Source organism: Leptospira alstonii serovar Sichuan str. 79601 (assembly GCF_000347175.1).
In the GTDB taxonomy this organism is placed as follows: Bacteria; Spirochaetota; Leptospiria; order Leptospirales; family Leptospiraceae; genus Leptospira; species Leptospira alstonii.
Genome location: NZ_ANIK01000115.1, coordinates 1 through 18,032, shown reverse-complemented (window position 1 = coordinate 18,032; position 18,032 = coordinate 1). Strand labels below are relative to the sequence as shown.

Genomic DNA, 18,032 nt, shown 5'->3' with positions numbered 1-18,032 from the left:
CGCCGAACTCGCGTTAATTTAGATTGATTTTTAGCTTTTCTGCGAGTTCTTCCGGACTCAGATTTAAAATTTGGGGATTCGACTCGGCTTCTTTGATCAGACTTACGATTTCCCGATTTAGAGGAGCCGGATGTCCCATCACGTCCGCGAGTTTAATCACTTCTCCGTTCAAAGAATCGATTTCGGTCGATCTTTTATGAATTAGGTCCTCCCACATGGAAGATCGTGCTTGCGGATCGATCTTGACCATACCCGAAGCGACTCTGAAAAAGAGAAAATCCGGAAGATTCAAAATGATCGGAGCCAGACTAGGAATCATCTTTCCGGAACGAATCGGTCTGATTTCGGCGAGTCTTAGGATTTCCAGGGCTTCTTTCATCAACCTGGAAAGAATTTTTCGATAACCTGATTTTGATATTTCGGTTTTTAAGGTGAGTCCCGAAAGAGCGTTCAAAGAATTATTCAAATTGAAGACGAGTTTGCCCCAAAGAATCCCGCCGATATTTTTATGCGTGTCGGCCGGAAGTCCGGCCCGGTTGAAAATCCCGGCCAGAGAACGAGAAGATTTGGAAGATTCGATCACGAGATTCCCGCTCGTTCCTCGGTGAAAATGACCGTTTCCTTTCGAAAGGACGTTAAAGGGAACCATTCCCGCTAAAACTTCCACGGGAAGATCCCGAAGTCCTTCCTTTAAAATCTCCGCGTTTCGAACTCCGTTTTGAAAACTGACCACGATCGGAATCGAACGCGAAACGGAATGTTTGTTTTGTCTTTTTTCAAGAATTCCTTTGAGTTCCTTGGTAAGGTCCTTCGTATCCTTGGATTTTACGGTGACTAAAAAAACATCGGCGCCGGAAACACTCGAAAGAGAAGTGGAAAAAGAAATCGCTTCGGGAGAAATACGGATTTGCCGATTCGTATAATCGGTGATTGTTGCGCCGAAAGTTTTCAATTCGTTCCGAATTCTTTCCCGCCCGTACAGCGTAACCTCGTTCCCGGCCGCCAGTAACCTGCAACCGATATATGTTCCGATACTTCCTGAACCTAAAACCGCAAAAGAAAAATTCATGGGATACGTATCCAATCAGGATTTAAGATTTAATTCTACAACTATTGATAGTTTAGTCGGGAAAAAAATAAAAAAAAGACTCCGCAAACTGCAGAGCCAATCTAGCAAGGTACCGGAATTTATAGCTTACGGTTGTCCCAAAACTCAAAGTATTCTTCTTATCAAAACTTCAAAGTTTCACGATCCATTCTGCCTTGGAGAGTCCCCGATGGTAAATTTTTGTAAAAACTCAATTCTCTTCACTATTCTGATTTTTTTTAAAAAATTCGCTACGTTTTCTAAGTTATAACGTTTGCTTCTGCGCAGTGAAAACTTAAACGGGGACCATTCACTGTCAAGAGGATTCGGGACATTTTTTTCTTTTTAAAATAACAAATGATATTTCATCGGTTCAAATATATTCAATCGGGTGTCGGAACAGGTTCCTAACGAAATTTATGATTTCATTTTTCGATCCGGCGATACTTCATTCAATAATGAAACCTCCCCTCCATATTCATTTCTTAGGCGCTTCGGGAACCGTAACCGGCTCCAAATATTTGATCGATACGGGCACATTCAAAATTCTTGTGGATTGCGGTTTATTCCAAGGATTGAAGGAGTTCAGACTTCTGAACTGGTCGCAATTTCCGGTGAGAGTTTCCGAAATCGATGTTATTCTTTTAACCCACGGTCATCTCGATCACGTCGGCTATATTCCTAGATTGGTCAAACAAGGTTTTCAAGGAAAAATTTTCGGGAGCGCTCCCACTTTAGAAATCGCCGAAATTATCCTCAAGGATTCGGGGAAAATTCAGGAAGAAGAAGCCGATCGCGCCAATCGAGGAAATTATTCCAAGCATAAACCGGCAGCTCCCTTATACGATCTCAAAGACGCCGTGAACTCCCTTTCCTATCTTCATTCGATCGATTTGGATCGTTGGAAGGATCTTGCGGAAGGTATTCGAGCCCGATTCAAATACAACGGACATATATTAGGAGCTACTTATATAGAATTGGAAATTTTCGGTAAGTTGTTCGTCTTCTCCGGAGACATAGGAAGACCCGACGATATCCTTTTGTATCCGCCCGATCGTCCCGAAAACGCGGACTATCTTTTTATCGAAAGCACTTACGGAGATCGAATTCACTCTCAAGATTCCGAAAATCAATTGCTTACGATCCTGAATGAAACCTTGGAAAACAACGGAACCGTTATTCTTCCCAGTTTTGCCGTGGAAAGAACGCAAAGTCTTATGTACCTCCTTTGGAAATTAAAATCCGAAGCCAAGATTCCGAACGTCCCTATGATTTTGGATACTCCAATGGGTAGGAACGTGTTCGAAGTTTTTCAAACTCACACGAAATGGCATAAACTTTCTCCGATGGATTGTTCTCAAATCTGGGATTGTTTCCAAAAAACGGAATCGATCAAAGAAACCTACAAACTCGCGGAAGATCGATCTCCAAAGATCGTAATCGCGGGTAGCGGTATGGCGACGGGAGGCAGAGTGCTTACTTATCTTCAGTATTATTTAGGCGATCCGAACTCGACGGTTCTTCTATGCGGTTTTCAAGCAATCGGAACGAGAGGGAGACAACTTCAAGACGGAAATCACGAAATCAAGATTTACGGAAAGTTCTACGAAGTAAAAGCGAAAGTACGTTCCGTCGACGGTCTGTCCTCACACGCGGATCAAAGGGAGATTTTATATTGGTTGGGCGCGCTAAAAGGAAAACCCGAAAAAGTTTTTATCGTTCACGGCGAAAAGGGATCTTCGGACGCGCTCCGCGTTAAACTGACCGACAGCTTGCGGTTGGAATGCGAAGTTCCGAAGTTATTCGATATCGTAGAATTAAAATTTTAAGAGATACAATGTCCGAAAAAAAAGAACCGCTCCATCTGATCAATTTGGGAATCGATACCAATCAAGAGTACGTAGTCTTCTTACGAAGGGATTCTCCCGTTTGTAAGTCCGAAGGATTCATCGCGCTCAATCGAATCGAGGTAGAAGTGCGTAACAAAAAGATTATCGCGTCCTTAAACATCGTCGAAACCGAAATTCTCCAGATCGGACAAGCGGGTTTGTCCGAAAGCGCCTGGAAAGCGGTTAATGCGAAAGAAGGAGATTCGGTAATTCTTTCCCATCTTCAGCCCGTATTGTCCATGCACGACGTCCGATCGAAAATATACGAAAATCGTCTGAGCGAAGAATCCTTTCAGAGAATCATCCAAGACATTAAGGAAGAAAAATATTCTAATATTGAAATCGCTTCCTTTATCACCGCTTGCTCCGGAGACCATCTCAACTTGGACGAAATCAAATCCCTCACTAGAGCGATGATCAAAGCGGGTTCCGTTTTAAAATGGAACAAACATCCCATAGTCGACAAACATTGCATAGGCGGTCTGCCCGGAAACAGGACTACTCCGATCGTCGTTTCCATCGCGGCAGCAGCAGGTTTAACCGTTCCTAAAACCTCCTCCAGAGCGATCACATCTCCCGCAGGAACGGCGGACGTCATGGAATCGATCGCCGACGTGAACCTTAAACTTTCCGAAATGAAGTCCGTCGTGGAAAAAGAAGGAGGTTGTATCGTTTGGGGAGGTTCCATCGGGCTAAGTCCCGTCGACGATATTCTTATCCGAGTGGAAAGAGCCTTGGAAGTGGATAGTGTGGGACAAATGATCGCTTCCGTTTTATCCAAAAAGGCCGCGGCGGGTTCCACTCACGTCGTGATCGATATCCCGATCGGAAAAACCGCAAAGGTCCGCACGGAAGAAGATGCAGAAAAGCTAAAGTATTATTTTACGGTAGTCGGGAAATCGGTCGATTTAAAAGTCAAGGTGCTTATTTCGGACGGATCCCAACCGATCGGCCGAGGCATCGGTCCCTCTCTTGAAATCAAGGATTGTATCGAAGTATTAAAGAACGATCCGCAGGCTCCTCAAGATCTTAAACAAAGAGCTTTGACGATCGCGGGTGAAATGTTGGAATTTGCGGCCCCCCGTCAATTCAAGAACGGAATTCAAACCGCGTCCGAAATTTTAGAATCCGGAAAGGCATGGAAAAAATTCGAAAACATTTGTAAGGCCCAAGGCGGCTATAAAGAACCTTCTCTCTCTAAATTTCAACGAAACGCGATCTCCAAGTCTTCGGGTGTGATTTTCGAAATCGACAATCGAAAGATCGCCAAAGTGGCAAGACTCGCCGGAGCGCCTAACAGCGCTTCTGCGGGGATTTATTTCCTTTCTCCTATCGGTAAAAAAATAGAAAAAGGAGACGTCCTTTATACGATTCATTCCGATTCGGAAGGCGAGCTGGAATACGCTTTCGAATATTTGAATTCGCAAAACGGAATCATTACGATTATTTAAAGGAAGGATCATGAACAAAATTCTATTCCACTTTCCCGAAAATTCGTCTTTGGCAAAGTCCGTCTCCAAATTTTCGGGGATGAGGATCGGCAACGCCGAATTCGGAAGGTTTCCGGACGGGGAATCCAAATTGAAAATCGAAGAAGATCTCGACGGCGCGCGGGTTTATCTGCTTTGTTCCCTCAATCAACCTGATACCAAAATCGTTCCCTTGATTTTTTTTTGCGAAACGGCAAGACGGCTTGGGGCCGAAAAGATCCATCTCATAGCGCCTTATCTTTGTTATATGAGACAGGACAAAGTTTTTCATCCCGGAGAAGGGATCAACGCGAGATTTTTTGCCGCTCTGATTTCGCGTTATATAGATTCCATCCTGACGATCGATCCGCATCTTCATCGAATCCTTAATCTGGAGGAAATTTTCAGCGTTCCCGCAAGAGTTTTACATTCTACGGAACTTCTTGCTAACTATATTCAAAAAAACGTAAGTAATCCGGTGCTGATCGGACCGGACGGCGAAAGCAGCCAATGGGTTCGGGAAGTGGCGGGTTATTCCGGGGTTCCTTTTACGATTCTTGAAAAAAATCGAAAGGGCGATCGCGATGTGGAAGTCAGCGTTCCAAAGACGGGAACCTACCCGGATCACACGCCGGTTTTGATAGACGACATCGTTTCCACGGGAAGGACTTTGATTCAAACGATCATCCATTTGAAAAAAACTAAAATGTTACCGCCGGTCTGCCTTTGTGTTCACGGAGTGTTCGCGGACAATTCCTTTCAGGAAATCCTACAATGCGGGGCTCGCGCCGTTATCACCACAAACACGATAGAACATCGCAGCAACTTGATCGACGTAGGAATGCTGATCGCCGATCGTTTATTCTAAGGATTTCAACGATCCGAAATCGGAGAATCCAATTGAATTCTGATCTTTTTTGCCTGAGAATTGCCAGGATCCAACCGATCGATTTTTTCCAACAACTGAACGGTTATTTCCCGTTTGTGGATAAAGAAATATAACTCGGCAAGGTGTACCACGTTGTTTAGGAATTCCGGTTCTCTTAACAAAACTCTCTCACCCAACTCGATCGCCTGATCGAAACGTTTGAATCTTTTATAAATCAAAGACGCGTTAAACATGATTTCAACGTCTTCCGGAAACTCGGAAATCAACTCTTCGAATAAGGAAAGGGCTTCCTCATACTTTCCAATTTTATAATATACGGTAGCCAGTTCTTTTTTAAAAACGGGAGGTATCGTTTCTCCCGAAATCTTACTTTTCAGATTTTCGAGATGATCAATCGTATGTTCCCAGTTTTCGGCTCGAAGGTATTTCAAATACGTTTCGTCCGGAAACTGAAAAGATAACGTATCGACAACCGATCCTAAGCGTGCGGGCTCCTTGAGATAAGACAATTTGACGATGCTTAAGTCGTCCGTAAGTTCTCCGTAATTTTGCAGACCTTGCACCAATAATTCGAGATCTCCTCCGGATTCCTCCACTCTTTTTAAAAACTGAAATTCATCCTCGTTGATCAACGGAATCCCGTCCGGATCGATTCCGAGCAATAGATCGTCCCTTCCGTCCGAACCGATAAAAATGGAATCCCCCTTTTCCAGAAAGAAGGTCTTCACTTTCATCTTACTTTCCAAACCGGTGATTCCTATTTTACGAAGTTCTAATTTATCCTCTATAAAAGAAGCCGTTCCGTTTCTGTAAAGAACGGTCGGAGGATGTTCCGCATTCAAAAAAAACAAAATACCCGACTTCAAGTCGATCAAACCCAATACGACGGATGCCAACATGGAACCGTTAAAGGATTCGAAAATATTCTGAAGTTCTAAAAAACATTCTTTGAGCCATAACTCGGGAGGTTGGGAATGATAAGATAAAACGGTTTTTGTCCTAGACACGAAAGAACGAAATACAACTCCTAAAACCAAGGCCCCGCCCGCTCCTTGAATGGATTTTCCCATCGCGTCTCCGTTTACAAAAACGAGATACTTTCTATCTTTTAAAACGATTTCGTCGGCAATGACGATGTCTCCGCCGATTTCCTTTTTCCATTGTTTAAATTCGAATTTTTTTTTCTGACGACTCAGACCGTCGAAGACGATAAAATCGTTTTGAACCTTATATCGATTTAAAGGGTCCAGAATTAGGGAGGTTAAAAAATAATCCCCGTCCTGATGTATCTTTAACTCCCTAACTTGATTCAACGTGGTTTCCAATTGATTGGTTCTTTCTTTTACTTTTCGGTCCAAGTCGAGATTCAATTCCTCCACCTCGTTATGAACTTTTAAAAATCGATTCGCCAGGATGAACACGATTCCGAGTTCGAAAGAAAAAAATCCGTATTTTAGAAGTCCATAATTTTCTAAATTAGGAATCAACTGCATCGCGCCTACGAGATCGGCGATCGCCGAGACCAGTAGGATGATAAAACCCGCAATCAAACGAACGGAGTCCCGATTTTTTCTGATTAGGGCCCTTACAACGATAAAAAGACAATAGAATGAAAATATAAAAACGGAAAATTGCCAAATCTGCAAAATAAATAAGCAGATAGCCCTGTTTGATAATGGAATCAAAGCGGTAAGTACGAGTGCGAAAAACCGATAGAAGCGGGAAAAGAAGCTCGCCTTGGATTCGAAAAACGTATCCAGAAACAAAAGGAAGAAAGTCGTTATGTTGAAAACGACCATATATTCCAACTTCATCTGAAGCAGCGGATCCAAACCGAGTTCATAAACGGCATTACTTCTAAGATAGATATAGATCGAAAACGACGTCGAAAAAAGTCCGAAGAACAGATTGTATTTTTGCCGAGGACCTTTGAAATAAAACAGGAAGTGATAAAACCCTACGAATAGATATAAGAACGCAAGTATCAGTCTGGGACGCTCGAATAAAATCGATACGTTCCGAGATTGTAAATCCATTACAAGAGGCGCGGAATCGAAACTCGCATACACATCCAATTCTTCACCCGGATTCGATGACAAAACCACTCTGACTTCATTCTTACCGATCTTAACCTTGTTCTCGGGAATAGGGAGAATCACGTGTCTCTTAAATCCGTTCCTAACGATCCTGCCTCCTAAAACGAGACCGCCGCCGCCGATTTTTTCTCCGTTGAAGTAAACTTCGTAGACGTTTGACAAGAAAGGGAAATGGATCGAGAGTCCGTCTAAAGAAAGTTCTTGAACTTCCTGCGCGGAAATTTCGAAAGCTTTCAATAAAGTTAAAGTATAGATCGCGTCTTTCGGAAAAGAAAACAAACGAACCGTGTCTTTGGGAATCGGAATGGATTTTAAATCTTTCCAGGAAACGTCTTCGATCGATGCGTTTAAATTTTTTCCCGCAACGATTTTCCAATCGGTCGTGAGGTTGATCGGAAATGCGAAAACCGGAGTGGACAAGAGAAATACTACGAACCAAAAAAATCGATCGTAAGAAAATTTCCGATTCGGTTTTATAACGTAATTCGCCATTGTTGCGTTAAAAAAATCCCCAATAACGTAACGGAGAACTCGGATTTTGCAAGAATTAATGACCTACGTTCGGAATAAAATAAAAGTTTCCAAAATCGATCTTATTTTAGAAATCGACCTCGCAAATTATAGCAATTATCGTTAGGCGATTTCACTAACGCGACGATCTTTTTTATGAAATATCTTTTTTCCAAAAAATAAATCGAATTTCAAACTACTCCATTACAATAGTAATATCCACTCGACGATTTTTCCGTCTGCCTTGAATCGTGGAATTATCGGAGATCGGTTTTGATTTTCCATATCCTTCGTAAGACATCCTCTTTTCCTCCAAACTTTGTCCGTCTCTGAGTTCCTTTAAGACGGAAAGAGCGCGTTCTCTGGAAAGTTTTCGATTGTATTCTTCCCCGCCCGAATTGTCGGTATGACCGCTGATCCTAATTTCCCTATCTTTGTATTTTTTCAACACGGACGCGATTTTTTTTAACTCGAGTTTTGCCTCCTCTTTGAGTTCGGAACTGTCGTGATCGAACAAGACCGAGTTCAAAGAGATCGCGATTCCCTCTTCCGTTCTTCTAATTTCAACCGGAGGAGCTTTCGGTTCTGTCTCATTCTCTTCCTCATCCGGCCATGAAAGGGTTTCTCTTTTGGAATTTTTTTTCGGATAAAAATTCGGTTCGATTCCGGTAGGAAGTTCTCCGCCTAAAATTTTACGAATTTCCTCCGCGAACTTATCCTTGTCGTTATCCGTAAGCTTTACGTTTTTATTATATAATCCGTGAATGTCGAACGACATTTCCTGAGCGGCCCCGTTCGCATAAACGAATGTGTAAACCAACTGAATTCTTTTGTATTGCGGAAGACCGAGTTCACGATCGAAAAAAACCATACCTCTCGCAAATCCGTGGATTTTTAAAGGAACTCCTTCTCGGCCCGTTTGAGAATCGTAATATAGAGTATAATTGTATTCGATACGATCGCCTTTGCCCGAAAGTTTTTGGAACTCCCATTCGTCCGCACCGTGATACTTGTATTTTGCAAACACGGTAATCATCACCCTTCCGCCCGGAAACTGAAAACTTTCGGTGGCGGGCTGCGTCCATTCCTCTCCGATTGAAACCGGTTTTTCCGAAAAACTCGGAAGAGAACGAAGATTCGGCATAACGTATTCCTGCGGAACCTTATATTGCCCCAAGTCGGTAATTTGAAATCTGCTCGTAAACGTTTTATCTTTGCGGAACGCGGGATCAACTTCCGGAAAACGACTGTAAGTATCGAAAAATCCGTCCAACAGGCACGTTTTATTTTCGCACGAAAGCGTTTGTAAAAGGATTCGATTCTTATCCTCTCTTTTGATCTTTTGTCCGCGGCTTACCAGTTGAACCCTATGATATTCGTTCAACTCTACGTTCTCTCCGGGAGTTAACTTCCAACGAAATAGGATCTTTTCCGGTTCTTCCGAAAGAAGAGGATTGAGATTTATAAACGCGATAATAACGCAGGACAGGATTTTAAGAAGCCGGAGTTTTTTAGTTTCGGATTTCAAATTTCGATTCGGAAGTTTCCTCATAGTTATAGTTTCGTAAGTTTTCACTAAAACATAAGAAAAGCGTAAAAAACTTTCCGAAAAAAACGCATTCCGGACGAAATTTAAAATTAGAATTCTGATTCGTTTGTGTTTGAGGAGAATGAAATGGAAGCAAGACTCGTTTACGTTACGGTCGGGAATGAAAAGGAAGCGCTTAAAATCGGAAAGACCGTCGTAGAGGAAAGACTGGCTGCGTGTGCGAATATTCTTCCCAAGATAAAGTCGATTTATCATTGGAAAAAGAAATTGATCGAAGACGAGGAAGTCGTTTTGATTCTGAAAACAAAAAGCGACCTAATGACGGAACTTACATTGAGAATCAAATCCTTACACAGTTATTCCGTTCCTTGTGTCGTCAGCCTTCCTTTATTGGAAGGAAATCGGGAATATTTTTCATGGATCTTCGGCGAAGTTATCGCGGAATAAAATACATTCAGAAAAGGTTATATTGTGCAAGTCCACGTTAAACAAAAATTTACGGCTCTCGCGTTTAACTCCGCTTTTTTCGGCTTTTACGCGCATGCGGGTTTTGCGAAAGGACTTTCCGAAATAGGTTTTCGTCCTTCCAAAATTACGGGCTGCAGCTCCGGAGCTTTAATCGGTTCCCTAGTTGCCGCCGGGGTGCCTACCGATACCATGAACGATCTAATTCTGAATTTAAAAAAGAAAGATTTTTGGGAAGGAAATCTGATCACGAACTTCGTAAAACCGATTCGTAAAGGACTTAAAAATTATTCCGGAATTCTTTCCGGTAAAAAAATCAAAGAATTATTAAAACCTCATTTAGGTCATAAAAAGATAGAAGACCTTCCCATTCCAATGGGAATCTCCGTTTCAAACATCACGAAACAAATCAGAGAACTCAAAACAAAAGGTGATTTGATCGATCAGATTCTCGCTTCGATGACTTTTCCCTTCCTTTTCGAAATTCAAAAGTTAGGCGAGGAAGAATTCATCGACGGAGGAGTAGCCGATCAGGAACCGATCAAAGAATTGATCTTGGATAAATCCATCCGCAAAATTGTCGTACACAGCGTTCGTACAAAAAAAGGTCACTCGGAAAGGGCGATGATCCGTGCCTTCCATTCTTCGGTTCAGATCATAGAAAACGAAACGAGAGAACTGAAGGAACTTCTCGCCAAACATTATAAAAAACAAATATTACGAGTGGAAACGATAACCCCTTATATTGACGCAAATCAACTTAAACACGGCAAGGAGGCGATGGAAGAAGGGAGAAAAAACGCGCATCATTGGAAGAAAAAAATTCTCGCTCCCACTTAATTAAGCGGTGTAAAAACTCGGGAGGCTTTTCTATATCATAAAATCATACTTCTTGCAAGTAAAAGTCTCATTCCTATCGGAACACTTGCATCTTATTGTATGTAAAATCCTAACCTCTAAAATCTAATCACTCGCCACTTGAAACGTGCCTTTTTGATCCTTCTGATTCCAAGATCCTTCTTTGTGGGGTTGGTTACGATATGGGAGCAACGCGCTGAGTTCATTCTTTTGACCAGCGTTTCTAGGATGCTACAAAGCGCTGCGTGACGGAGTATAAGGAATTCTGCACTTAAAAAACGGATTTGTGCTAAAATTCACGTTGCACTAATAGGTAGGATTACTCCCAATAAAATAGAATACCGTAAATTTGAGTACAAATCTCGCGTTTAGACGCAAAATTTTGGACACTCTATTTTATGAGATCAGTAGTAGTTATGAAACCGAAAATCGTAGAGATCACAGAGAATTACGTAAAACTTCATAGGACGCTTTCAGACCTAATGAAAGCGCCGATCTTCAACTATAAAAGTTTCGATTTCTACTCGAATCCGGATTCGAATTGGTTTACGAGAATCGTCCTAAAGGGAAACCTTGACCCTTCCGATTTAAGTTCGGAAATCAAAGACTTGAGAAAAAAAGGATTTGATCCGTATATTTTAGATTTTCTGAATACAAGAACCCACGAAACTACGATCCGCGAACTCGGATATAATTTCTGCAACGAACAAATCGGGATGTTTTTAAAAGGAAATCCAACTTCGCTTAACAAAAAGTCGAATGCGAAACTCGATATTCGAAATATTGAAACCGAAAAAGATCTGAAAGTTTGGCTGAGGATCCTAAACGATTCTTTCGAATCCGAAGATCGGGAAAATCTATATCTTAAATTATTGGGCCGAGATTCGTTTCGTATATACGGCGGTTTTGTAAACGGGGAAATGATCGCGACCGGAATGACATTTTACGACGGGGAATCCTTCGGTTTGTATTCGATCACGACCGATCGGAATCATAGACGTTTCGGCTACGCTTCCGATCTCGTTGAATATCTATTAGGCGAAATTAGAAAGAATTTTTCTGGATTTATCATATTACACGCCACTGAGAGTGGCAGGAGAATCTACGAAAAGTTCGGTTTTGAAAAGTCGATTCTTCTTAGACATTGGAATTGTATTTAAGTCGACTTTCAAACCGAATATTAAAAAAATCTAACTTACCGTGAGTTCGGTTTAACCAATGCGAAAGCGATTATTATGTTGCGACCTATCGAACGACCCATAGGGAGTGAGATTGAGTTCAGAGAGCCACATTGAGTTAAATTCCGAAGGAATTGAAATGACGAAAGAAAACCGTATATTTGAAAGTGGAAGCGTGTGTGAAGTTTTCTTTGAAGCCCTTTCTCCCCGAAAACTCGGGGAGAAAGGCTGGTGGGACGGGAAATCAATGTGTGTCGGTTCTTTCCGACGGAAATTAAAATCCAGAACGTAAAAATAAAACTCTGGCGTTTAGCAAAAATCTTATTTTTTAATGAAATGATTGAGGATATTGTCCCGGATCTCTTCGAACCGAACCAACCCCCAAGCTAAGTTGACTTTTAATTTAAGGGCGTTATCGCTCATATCCTTTTCGCCCTGGGTTTTTAACTGATCGAATCTTGCTTCGATCTTTTCTTTGCCTTCATTCAGGTCGTCCACGAGTTTATCAAAAATCTCGCGAGAAGTCTGAACGGCTCCAATTCCTACATTGATTATGTCGTTTAATTTTTTGTTTTCCATACAACAACCTCTCAATTTGCTTTCGAGGATCTCGTTCACTATTTTTGTGCAGTGCATAAAAAAGAGCAATTACTTTTTTCCTTTTTTTCTTACGTACCTTCGGATTTTTAGCAAGTTCGGAGATCTGAAAACAATGAAATATTGCAATTTATTAAAACGAACTGAAAAATGTGGGAACTCCCCGTTCCTTTTTCTGGGGGCAATTATCTTATTCCTGAACTTATTGAATTGCGGCGTGGAAATTAAAGCTGTCGGTCCTTCGGGAGCGGCTTGCACAAAAATCGGAGGAATTCCCGGTCCCGAAGATTTAGCGATCGATTGGGAAGAGAAAGTTCTTTATGTCTCAAGCCATGAAAGAAGAACCAAGAATCAAACCGGAAAGATCTTTACGATCGATCTCAAGAACCCTTCCGCTCCGACGGAACTTTCCGTAAAATATCCGTCGGAGTTTCGACCACACGGGATAAGCCTTCTCAAAACCAAGGACACTTACAGGCTCTATGTAATTTCCCATCCAAAATTGTACGAGATCCACACGATTGAAATTTTCGAACGCAAGGGAAAAGAATGGTCGCATGTGGGAACTCTTACAGATCCTTTAATCACGAGCCCCAACGATCTTTCGGTCGTGTCGGAAAACGAAATTTTTCTCTCCAACGACCATGGTACGGGAGGAATTCCAAGATATCTCTGGGACGATTTATTCGGCTTCAAACGTGCGGAAATTTCTTATTACGACGGCAAAAACTGGTCGAGCCTCGGAAATCCCCTCTCTCTCGGAAACGGAATTTTATACGCGAAAGATTCTCAAGGAAACGAATTTTTGTATCGATCCGGTTACTCGGACAAAAGCGTGTTTCAATTTGCGATCCATAGAGAACAGGGAAAACCCGTGCTCGGAGAACCGAAAAAAATCCTTCTCAATTACGGCCCCGATAATCTTGCATTGGACTCCAAGGGAAGAATTTTCGCGGTCAGTCACGGTTCCACATATCAATTTCTAAGACACGTGAAAAACCACGATTTCCACTCACCGACTCTGGTGTTTCAAATTTCTCACGACGGAAATTTTCAAGAAGTGTTCGCCAATTCGGGAGATTTAATTTCAGGCGGAAGTACCGCAATTCCATTCGAGGGAAGATTATACATAGCCCAGATATTCAATCCGTATATTCTAAATTGCGAATATTCCAATTCGGACTAATATGAAAAGTTCGGCCTAATAAACGTGAGTTCTATATAAAAAAATTTGGGCGAATCCGGCCTTGACGGCCGGACCGCGCTTTCCGCAACTCAATATTTCTCCCCGTCGAGCGACCCTAGAAGCGAGACGTTCTAACTCTTGCATCACTCTAAACTCAACACAACGCTTCCTATGGGGCGCGTTGAGGGTCGAAACATAATACTCCAATCAACAAATTGATGGTTTGCTCGAAAAACGGTTTTCTTTCGTCATTCCAATTTGTTGATCCCGCTATAATCGCTTTCGAATTGGTTATACCGAACTCGCGTATTTTAAATTTTTCTAATGAATGATTCTTTTTGAAATCGACTTTTCAAAAGAAGAGCAGAAGAAATGAAAACCGATTTATCGAACGTAAAGTTTACGAATGGAATCGGCGTAGGTTGTCCCCATCAAATCATATCCTACCGGATTGGGATGAACGGGATCCGTTTGCGAATATAAGGGAACCGTCTTTTCCCTTTCTAAAAAAACCGATTCCATATCCGCAGTCGGATAACGGGAATTCAAACCTCTCAGATACGGATTGATCCGAAGGATATTCTCCCGGTAACCGGATTGAATCGTCGGCGGAAGAATCGTCACCAAAATCCCCGCGTTGCTATGAGTTTGGATTGAAGTAAGGAGATTCTCGTAGTTTTCCGGAAATTGATCGACCGAATTACCCGTAACGTCGTTCGTTCCCAATTCTAAGATCAACAAATCCTGACGTTCCGTTAAAGCGGTTCCGATCATTTGTGTCCAGCCCGAGATGTCCCTTCCCGAAACCGAGTAATCCGTGACCGTAAATCGCAAACCCAGTTTTTCTCTCAGCCCGAATCCGTCCGATCTTTGGGATAAGGAATCTCCTATGATCCCCACTTTCAAAAGTGGACCGACCAAAGGCAGCAAAGACGAAAGCCCCTGTTGTTCGCGTTCCTTACCGACACAGGAAATAAATAATAAAAATAGAATATTCCAAAATTGAAAAATTCCACGGACCGAAAAAGATCTCATTTTTTCTTCCGGAGATAAATTTCCGCCTGAACGCGCACCAATTTTCGAGTTGTGGAAGGGGAAACGGATACGTTTTTTTTATAGAAAGAGGACGAATTTTCCTTAAGATAATTTTCGACGGTTTCGTTCCGTTTTGTTTCTTGGCTGAAAACGAACGTGTCGATGGAATCCAAAGTGGTCGAAAACATCTCCGAAGGAACCGGAAGTTCTCCCGGAATGAATTCCAAAATTTTCAGATTCGGATATTTTTCTCTTAAATAGAAATACGGATCCGGAATCGCTTGAAGGTAAACCTTTTTGGAATATTTCAATTCCATCGCGATTTCCTCCGAAAACTTCTTTCCGAGGTCAAACTCCGGATTGATAAAACCGACCCTTCGATACGCCAGAAACAAGACGATCAAATTACAGAATATAAGTCCGGAACCTATATAAATCACCCTTTTACGATCGGATTCTTCCATCAAAATTCCGCCTAACGCGGAAAGCGGAAGAGTAAGATACATAACGTAATAAAATTCCGTGGATAAAAACAGGAACACGAGGGTTCCTAAGATCCAAACGAAAAGAAATAAGAATCGTTCCTTTTTTTCCTTCCATAATTCTCGATTGATTCCGACTCCCGCCAAAAGAAAAATATAGAATAAAATTCTAACTCCCGGATTTTGATATCCTCCGATCAAAATTTTGATCTTGGTCAAAATCGAAAATACGGAGAAAAGTTCCTTCTTCCTTCCGAACTGCAATCCGAACTGAAATAGGAATAAATTCCAACGAGGAAACAACCAGACGATCCAAACCGCTATCGGAAGTATACCTCCGATCCAAAACAACGGAGCCGACAAAGATTTCCTTTTCCAGAGTAGATATAAGCTGGGAATTCCGAATACGGAACCGAACGGATGTGAAAGAAAGGAGAGTCCGAGAAAAACTCCGGAAAACAAAGCTTCAACTTTTTCGACGGGCTTTGGATGTTCGTCAAAAGCGGTTCGGATTAAAAAAAATAGATTCGTTAATGCGAAAAACAGACAAAGTGTTTCCATTCTCGCCATCGTTCCCACTCTCAAAAACAGAAGATCCGTAACGAGCAATAAACAGGAGAATAACGCGGAGAAAAAAGAGAATCCGATTCTAAGTAGAATTCCATAAAAAATGAATATACAAAAGCCCGCTACGATAAGCGTAAATAAACGAAGCCCCACGATTCCCGGAAACACATACTTCATCCAAAGCCCGCCGGAAAAAAAATACAACGGGGGCATCCACAATGTAATCTCTTCCATCCCCGGAATCAAACCTTCCAAAACTTGAGTTCGAAGTGTTCCAAACTCCGCAAAATCTTGAGAAGGTGAAAAAAACAAAACCTCATCCGGCCAAACCGGCGGAAATTCAAGGCGATCGTTATGCGAAACCCACACTAAAAGAAAGATTAAAAGGAGCAGTACAACCCAAGAGAGCGTTTTGGGTGGAATCATGGTGAACGTTTTCCGGGGCATAAAAAACCCGAAGGGGAAATCCGGGACAAGCCCGGATTTTAGGCGAGCGAATCGAGTGCGGAACTCTCTGTTTCGTAAACTTCAAACAGATCCAAGAGTTCGACAACGTCGAATACCTTTTTTACGGGGGGAGTGATACAACAAAGTTTCAACTTTCTTCCCTGCTTTTCCAATTCTCTGACCATACCTACAAAGATACGAATCCCAGAGGATGAGATGTAAGAAATATTTTCCAGGTTGATCAAGATATCACCCTGTCCGGATTGAACATCATCCAGTAATTTCGCTTCCACCTCGTCTGAATGTCCGATATCCAGCCACCGTTGAGCGCTACTAGTGTATGTTTACCGATCTTTTTCGTTTTGATTTCCAAAGATGGCTTCCTTTTGGAGAGTTAGGACTAAATTAAGTTTTCGGAACGCGTTTACAACTCATTTTTTAAGTCCCGATATCCATAATTTCATCCAAGGAAAATAGTTTTACAGATTTGGATTTCAATTTTTTCCTAATCAACTTATAGATGGCGCGCCTCGTTTTTAATCCGAGAAATTCGCCGATAAATTGAATCTTGTATCCACTCGAATAAAGTTGAACGGCAATCGCTTCTCGAATTTTAGAACAATTCGCTTGAATGCCCGTTTTACGCTTTAATTTTCCGAAAAGCTTTTGAATCGCATTGGAATGTAACTTCCCTTTTCTTCCCGAAAATAAATATTCTTCGGGTCTTCTGCCTCGAGTCACTCCGCAAATGTCCCCAAGTGAAAAAGGAGAAATCTTCAGATATCGATCGTCCCGTCCTTGGAATCCGCAAATTCTCAATAATTTATTTTCCAAATCAACGTCGCTACAACGTAGAGAAATCAATTCTTCCGGCTTTAATCCGAACACGATGAGCAATCGTATCATAACAAAATGATCCGGATTATCTCTGCTCGCGGCGATCAAACTCCTCATTTCAAAATCGGTGAGAATGCTTTCAAATTTGTTAATTTCCATGTTTCCTTTTTTCAAATTCATCATAAAAAACCTCCCTTTAGATTTGAACTCTCTTGTAGTTATCGTAAAAACATTACCGGTAAAATTAGTTTTTTTGACGGCAATCAAAAAATTTTTTAATCTTTAAAACATGTTTTATGAATATTCAAAAAATTTAAAATATTCTGTTTTGGAATATTGATATATTTTCATAAGGCCCGTCCTTTTCCTAAAATGGCGCCGTGGGTGCTTTCGCCAAATTCGGCCGACCGTATGTAACGAATTATAATTAGGAATTATCATATTTTAATATTTTAAATATACTATAATTCTAAAATTTGAATATTCAAATTTTAGAATTATATAGATGCCCATATGATCAAAACGATGTGTGCCTTGTTTTATTAGGAACTTTTCCTCAAATGCCGGGATTGACGTTATAAGAAGGCAAATCGTCGCGAATTTCATAGTAAAAGTGGCTCTACCGAGAAAGCTGAAACACCCCTGCATCTGAATTTGAGAAATCCGCAATTTATAATACAATTCTTTATGAATTGTGGGAGCTCCCACATTTCAAGTGGCGAGCTAATTAAGGGGTTAGGGTTAAAGTTTTTTCTATTTAGAACTTGTCCCAAAACCTATCTCGCGACCCATAGGGAGCGAGACTTTAGTTTCACAAAAATGTGGGAACTCCTACGTTTTTAAACGACGGGAAAATCTTACAAAAAGCCTAATAAACCACCAAGGAGACAG

At 41.5% G+C, this 18,032-nt stretch carries 14 protein-coding genes and 1 pseudogene; 7 read left to right on the top strand and 8 right to left on the bottom strand.

Annotated elements, in window-relative coordinates; all coding sequences use genetic code 11:
- Positions 1-13: 13 nt before the first annotated feature.
- Positions 14-1,069: a 2-dehydropantoate 2-reductase gene (locus LEP1GSC194_RS18895; protein WP_020775110.1), complete on the bottom strand. Its 1,056-nt coding sequence runs from the start codon at positions 1,067-1,069 to the stop codon at positions 14-16.
- Positions 1,070-1,545: 476 nt separating this feature from the next.
- Here LEP1GSC194_RS18895 and LEP1GSC194_RS18885 point away from each other — a divergent pair, with 476 nt between their 5' ends.
- Genes LEP1GSC194_RS18885 through LEP1GSC194_RS18875 form a run of 3 tightly spaced genes read left to right on the top strand, consistent with a single transcriptional unit; the run spans position 1,546 to position 5,313 of the window.
- Positions 1,546-2,916 (top strand): MBL fold metallo-hydrolase RNA specificity domain-containing protein, encoded by a 1,371-nt coding sequence (locus LEP1GSC194_RS18885; protein WP_036043798.1) that lies wholly within the window; start codon positions 1,546-1,548, stop codon positions 2,914-2,916.
- Positions 2,917-2,924: 8 nt separating this feature from the next.
- Positions 2,925-4,427 carry a thymidine phosphorylase family protein gene (locus LEP1GSC194_RS18880; RefSeq protein ID WP_020775091.1) on the top strand — a complete coding sequence of 501 codons (1,503 nt, stop codon included), beginning with the start codon at positions 2,925-2,927 and terminating at the stop codon, positions 4,425-4,427.
- Positions 4,428-4,437: 10 nt separating this feature from the next.
- A complete protein-coding gene (locus LEP1GSC194_RS18875; protein WP_020775093.1) occupies positions 4,438-5,313 on the top strand; it encodes a ribose-phosphate diphosphokinase in 876 nt (291 codons plus the stop codon).
- Between the two features lie 5 nt (positions 5,314-5,318).
- On the opposite strand, the gene LEP1GSC194_RS18870 is transcribed toward LEP1GSC194_RS18875, so the two are convergent.
- Together LEP1GSC194_RS18870 and LEP1GSC194_RS18865 are read right to left on the bottom strand one after the other, a co-directional pair.
- Positions 5,319-7,922: a SpoIIE family protein phosphatase gene (locus LEP1GSC194_RS18870; RefSeq protein ID WP_020775098.1), complete on the bottom strand. Its 2,604-nt coding sequence runs from the start codon at positions 7,920-7,922 to the stop codon at positions 5,319-5,321.
- Between the two features lie 214 nt (positions 7,923-8,136).
- Positions 8,137-9,492, bottom strand: coding sequence for an OmpA family protein (locus tag LEP1GSC194_RS18865; RefSeq protein ID WP_020775092.1), 1,356 nt, complete (start codon positions 9,490-9,492; stop codon positions 8,137-8,139).
- Between the two features lie 123 nt (positions 9,493-9,615).
- On the opposite strand from LEP1GSC194_RS18865, the gene cutA reads away from it, so the two are divergent.
- The 3 genes from cutA (at position 9,616) to LEP1GSC194_RS18850 (ending at position 11,972) form a co-directional block, all read left to right on the top strand.
- Complete coding sequence (cutA, locus tag LEP1GSC194_RS18860; protein WP_020775105.1) at positions 9,616-9,936, top strand: divalent-cation tolerance protein CutA; 321 nt, start codon at positions 9,616-9,618, stop codon at positions 9,934-9,936.
- Between the two features lie 24 nt (positions 9,937-9,960).
- Complete coding sequence (locus LEP1GSC194_RS18855; RefSeq protein WP_020775094.1) at positions 9,961-10,794, top strand: patatin-like phospholipase family protein; 834 nt, start codon at positions 9,961-9,963, stop codon at positions 10,792-10,794.
- 434 nt (positions 10,795-11,228) lie between these two features.
- Positions 11,229-11,972 carry a GNAT family N-acetyltransferase gene (locus LEP1GSC194_RS18850; RefSeq protein WP_017808129.1) on the top strand — a complete coding sequence of 248 codons (744 nt, stop codon included), beginning with the start codon at positions 11,229-11,231 and terminating at the stop codon, positions 11,970-11,972.
- A 339-nt stretch (positions 11,973-12,311) separates the two neighbouring features.
- Here LEP1GSC194_RS18850 and LEP1GSC194_RS18845 read toward each other — a convergent pair whose 3' ends face one another.
- Complete coding sequence (locus LEP1GSC194_RS18845) at positions 12,312-12,569, bottom strand: LIMLP_16025 family protein (RefSeq protein ID WP_036043794.1); 258 nt, start codon at positions 12,567-12,569, stop codon at positions 12,312-12,314.
- 133 nt (positions 12,570-12,702) lie between these two features.
- Here LEP1GSC194_RS18845 and LEP1GSC194_RS18840 point away from each other — a divergent pair, with 133 nt between their 5' ends.
- Entirely contained in the window at positions 12,703-13,773 is a 1,071-nt protein-coding gene (locus LEP1GSC194_RS18840) for a hypothetical protein (protein WP_020775112.1), read from the top strand.
- Between the two features lie 384 nt (positions 13,774-14,157).
- Here the strand turns inward: LEP1GSC194_RS18840 and LEP1GSC194_RS18835 are convergent, their stop codons facing one another.
- The 4 genes and pseudogenes from LEP1GSC194_RS18835 to LEP1GSC194_RS18820 all read right to left on the bottom strand — a co-directional run bounded on the left by LEP1GSC194_RS18835 (position 14,158) and on the right by LEP1GSC194_RS18820 (position 17,321).
- On the bottom strand, positions 14,158-14,808 hold the full coding sequence (locus LEP1GSC194_RS18835) for an SGNH/GDSL hydrolase family protein (RefSeq protein ID WP_020775103.1): 651 nt from the start codon (positions 14,806-14,808) through the stop codon (positions 14,158-14,160).
- The gene (locus LEP1GSC194_RS18830; RefSeq protein WP_081605144.1) at positions 14,805-16,304 is read right to left on the bottom strand and encodes an ArnT family glycosyltransferase; all 1,500 of its coding nucleotides are present in this window, start codon (positions 16,302-16,304) and stop codon (positions 14,805-14,807) included. Before LEP1GSC194_RS18830 ends, LEP1GSC194_RS18835 begins: the two co-directional genes overlap by 4 nt.
- Before the next feature lie 38 nt (positions 16,305-16,342).
- Positions 16,343-16,677 (bottom strand): annotated as a pseudogene (locus LEP1GSC194_RS18825) (STAS domain-containing protein).
- Between the two features lie 65 nt (positions 16,678-16,742).
- The gene (locus tag LEP1GSC194_RS18820; RefSeq protein WP_036043787.1) at positions 16,743-17,321 is read right to left on the bottom strand and encodes a tyrosine-type recombinase/integrase; all 579 of its coding nucleotides are present in this window, start codon (positions 17,319-17,321) and stop codon (positions 16,743-16,745) included.
- Positions 17,322-18,032 lie beyond the last annotated feature (711 nt).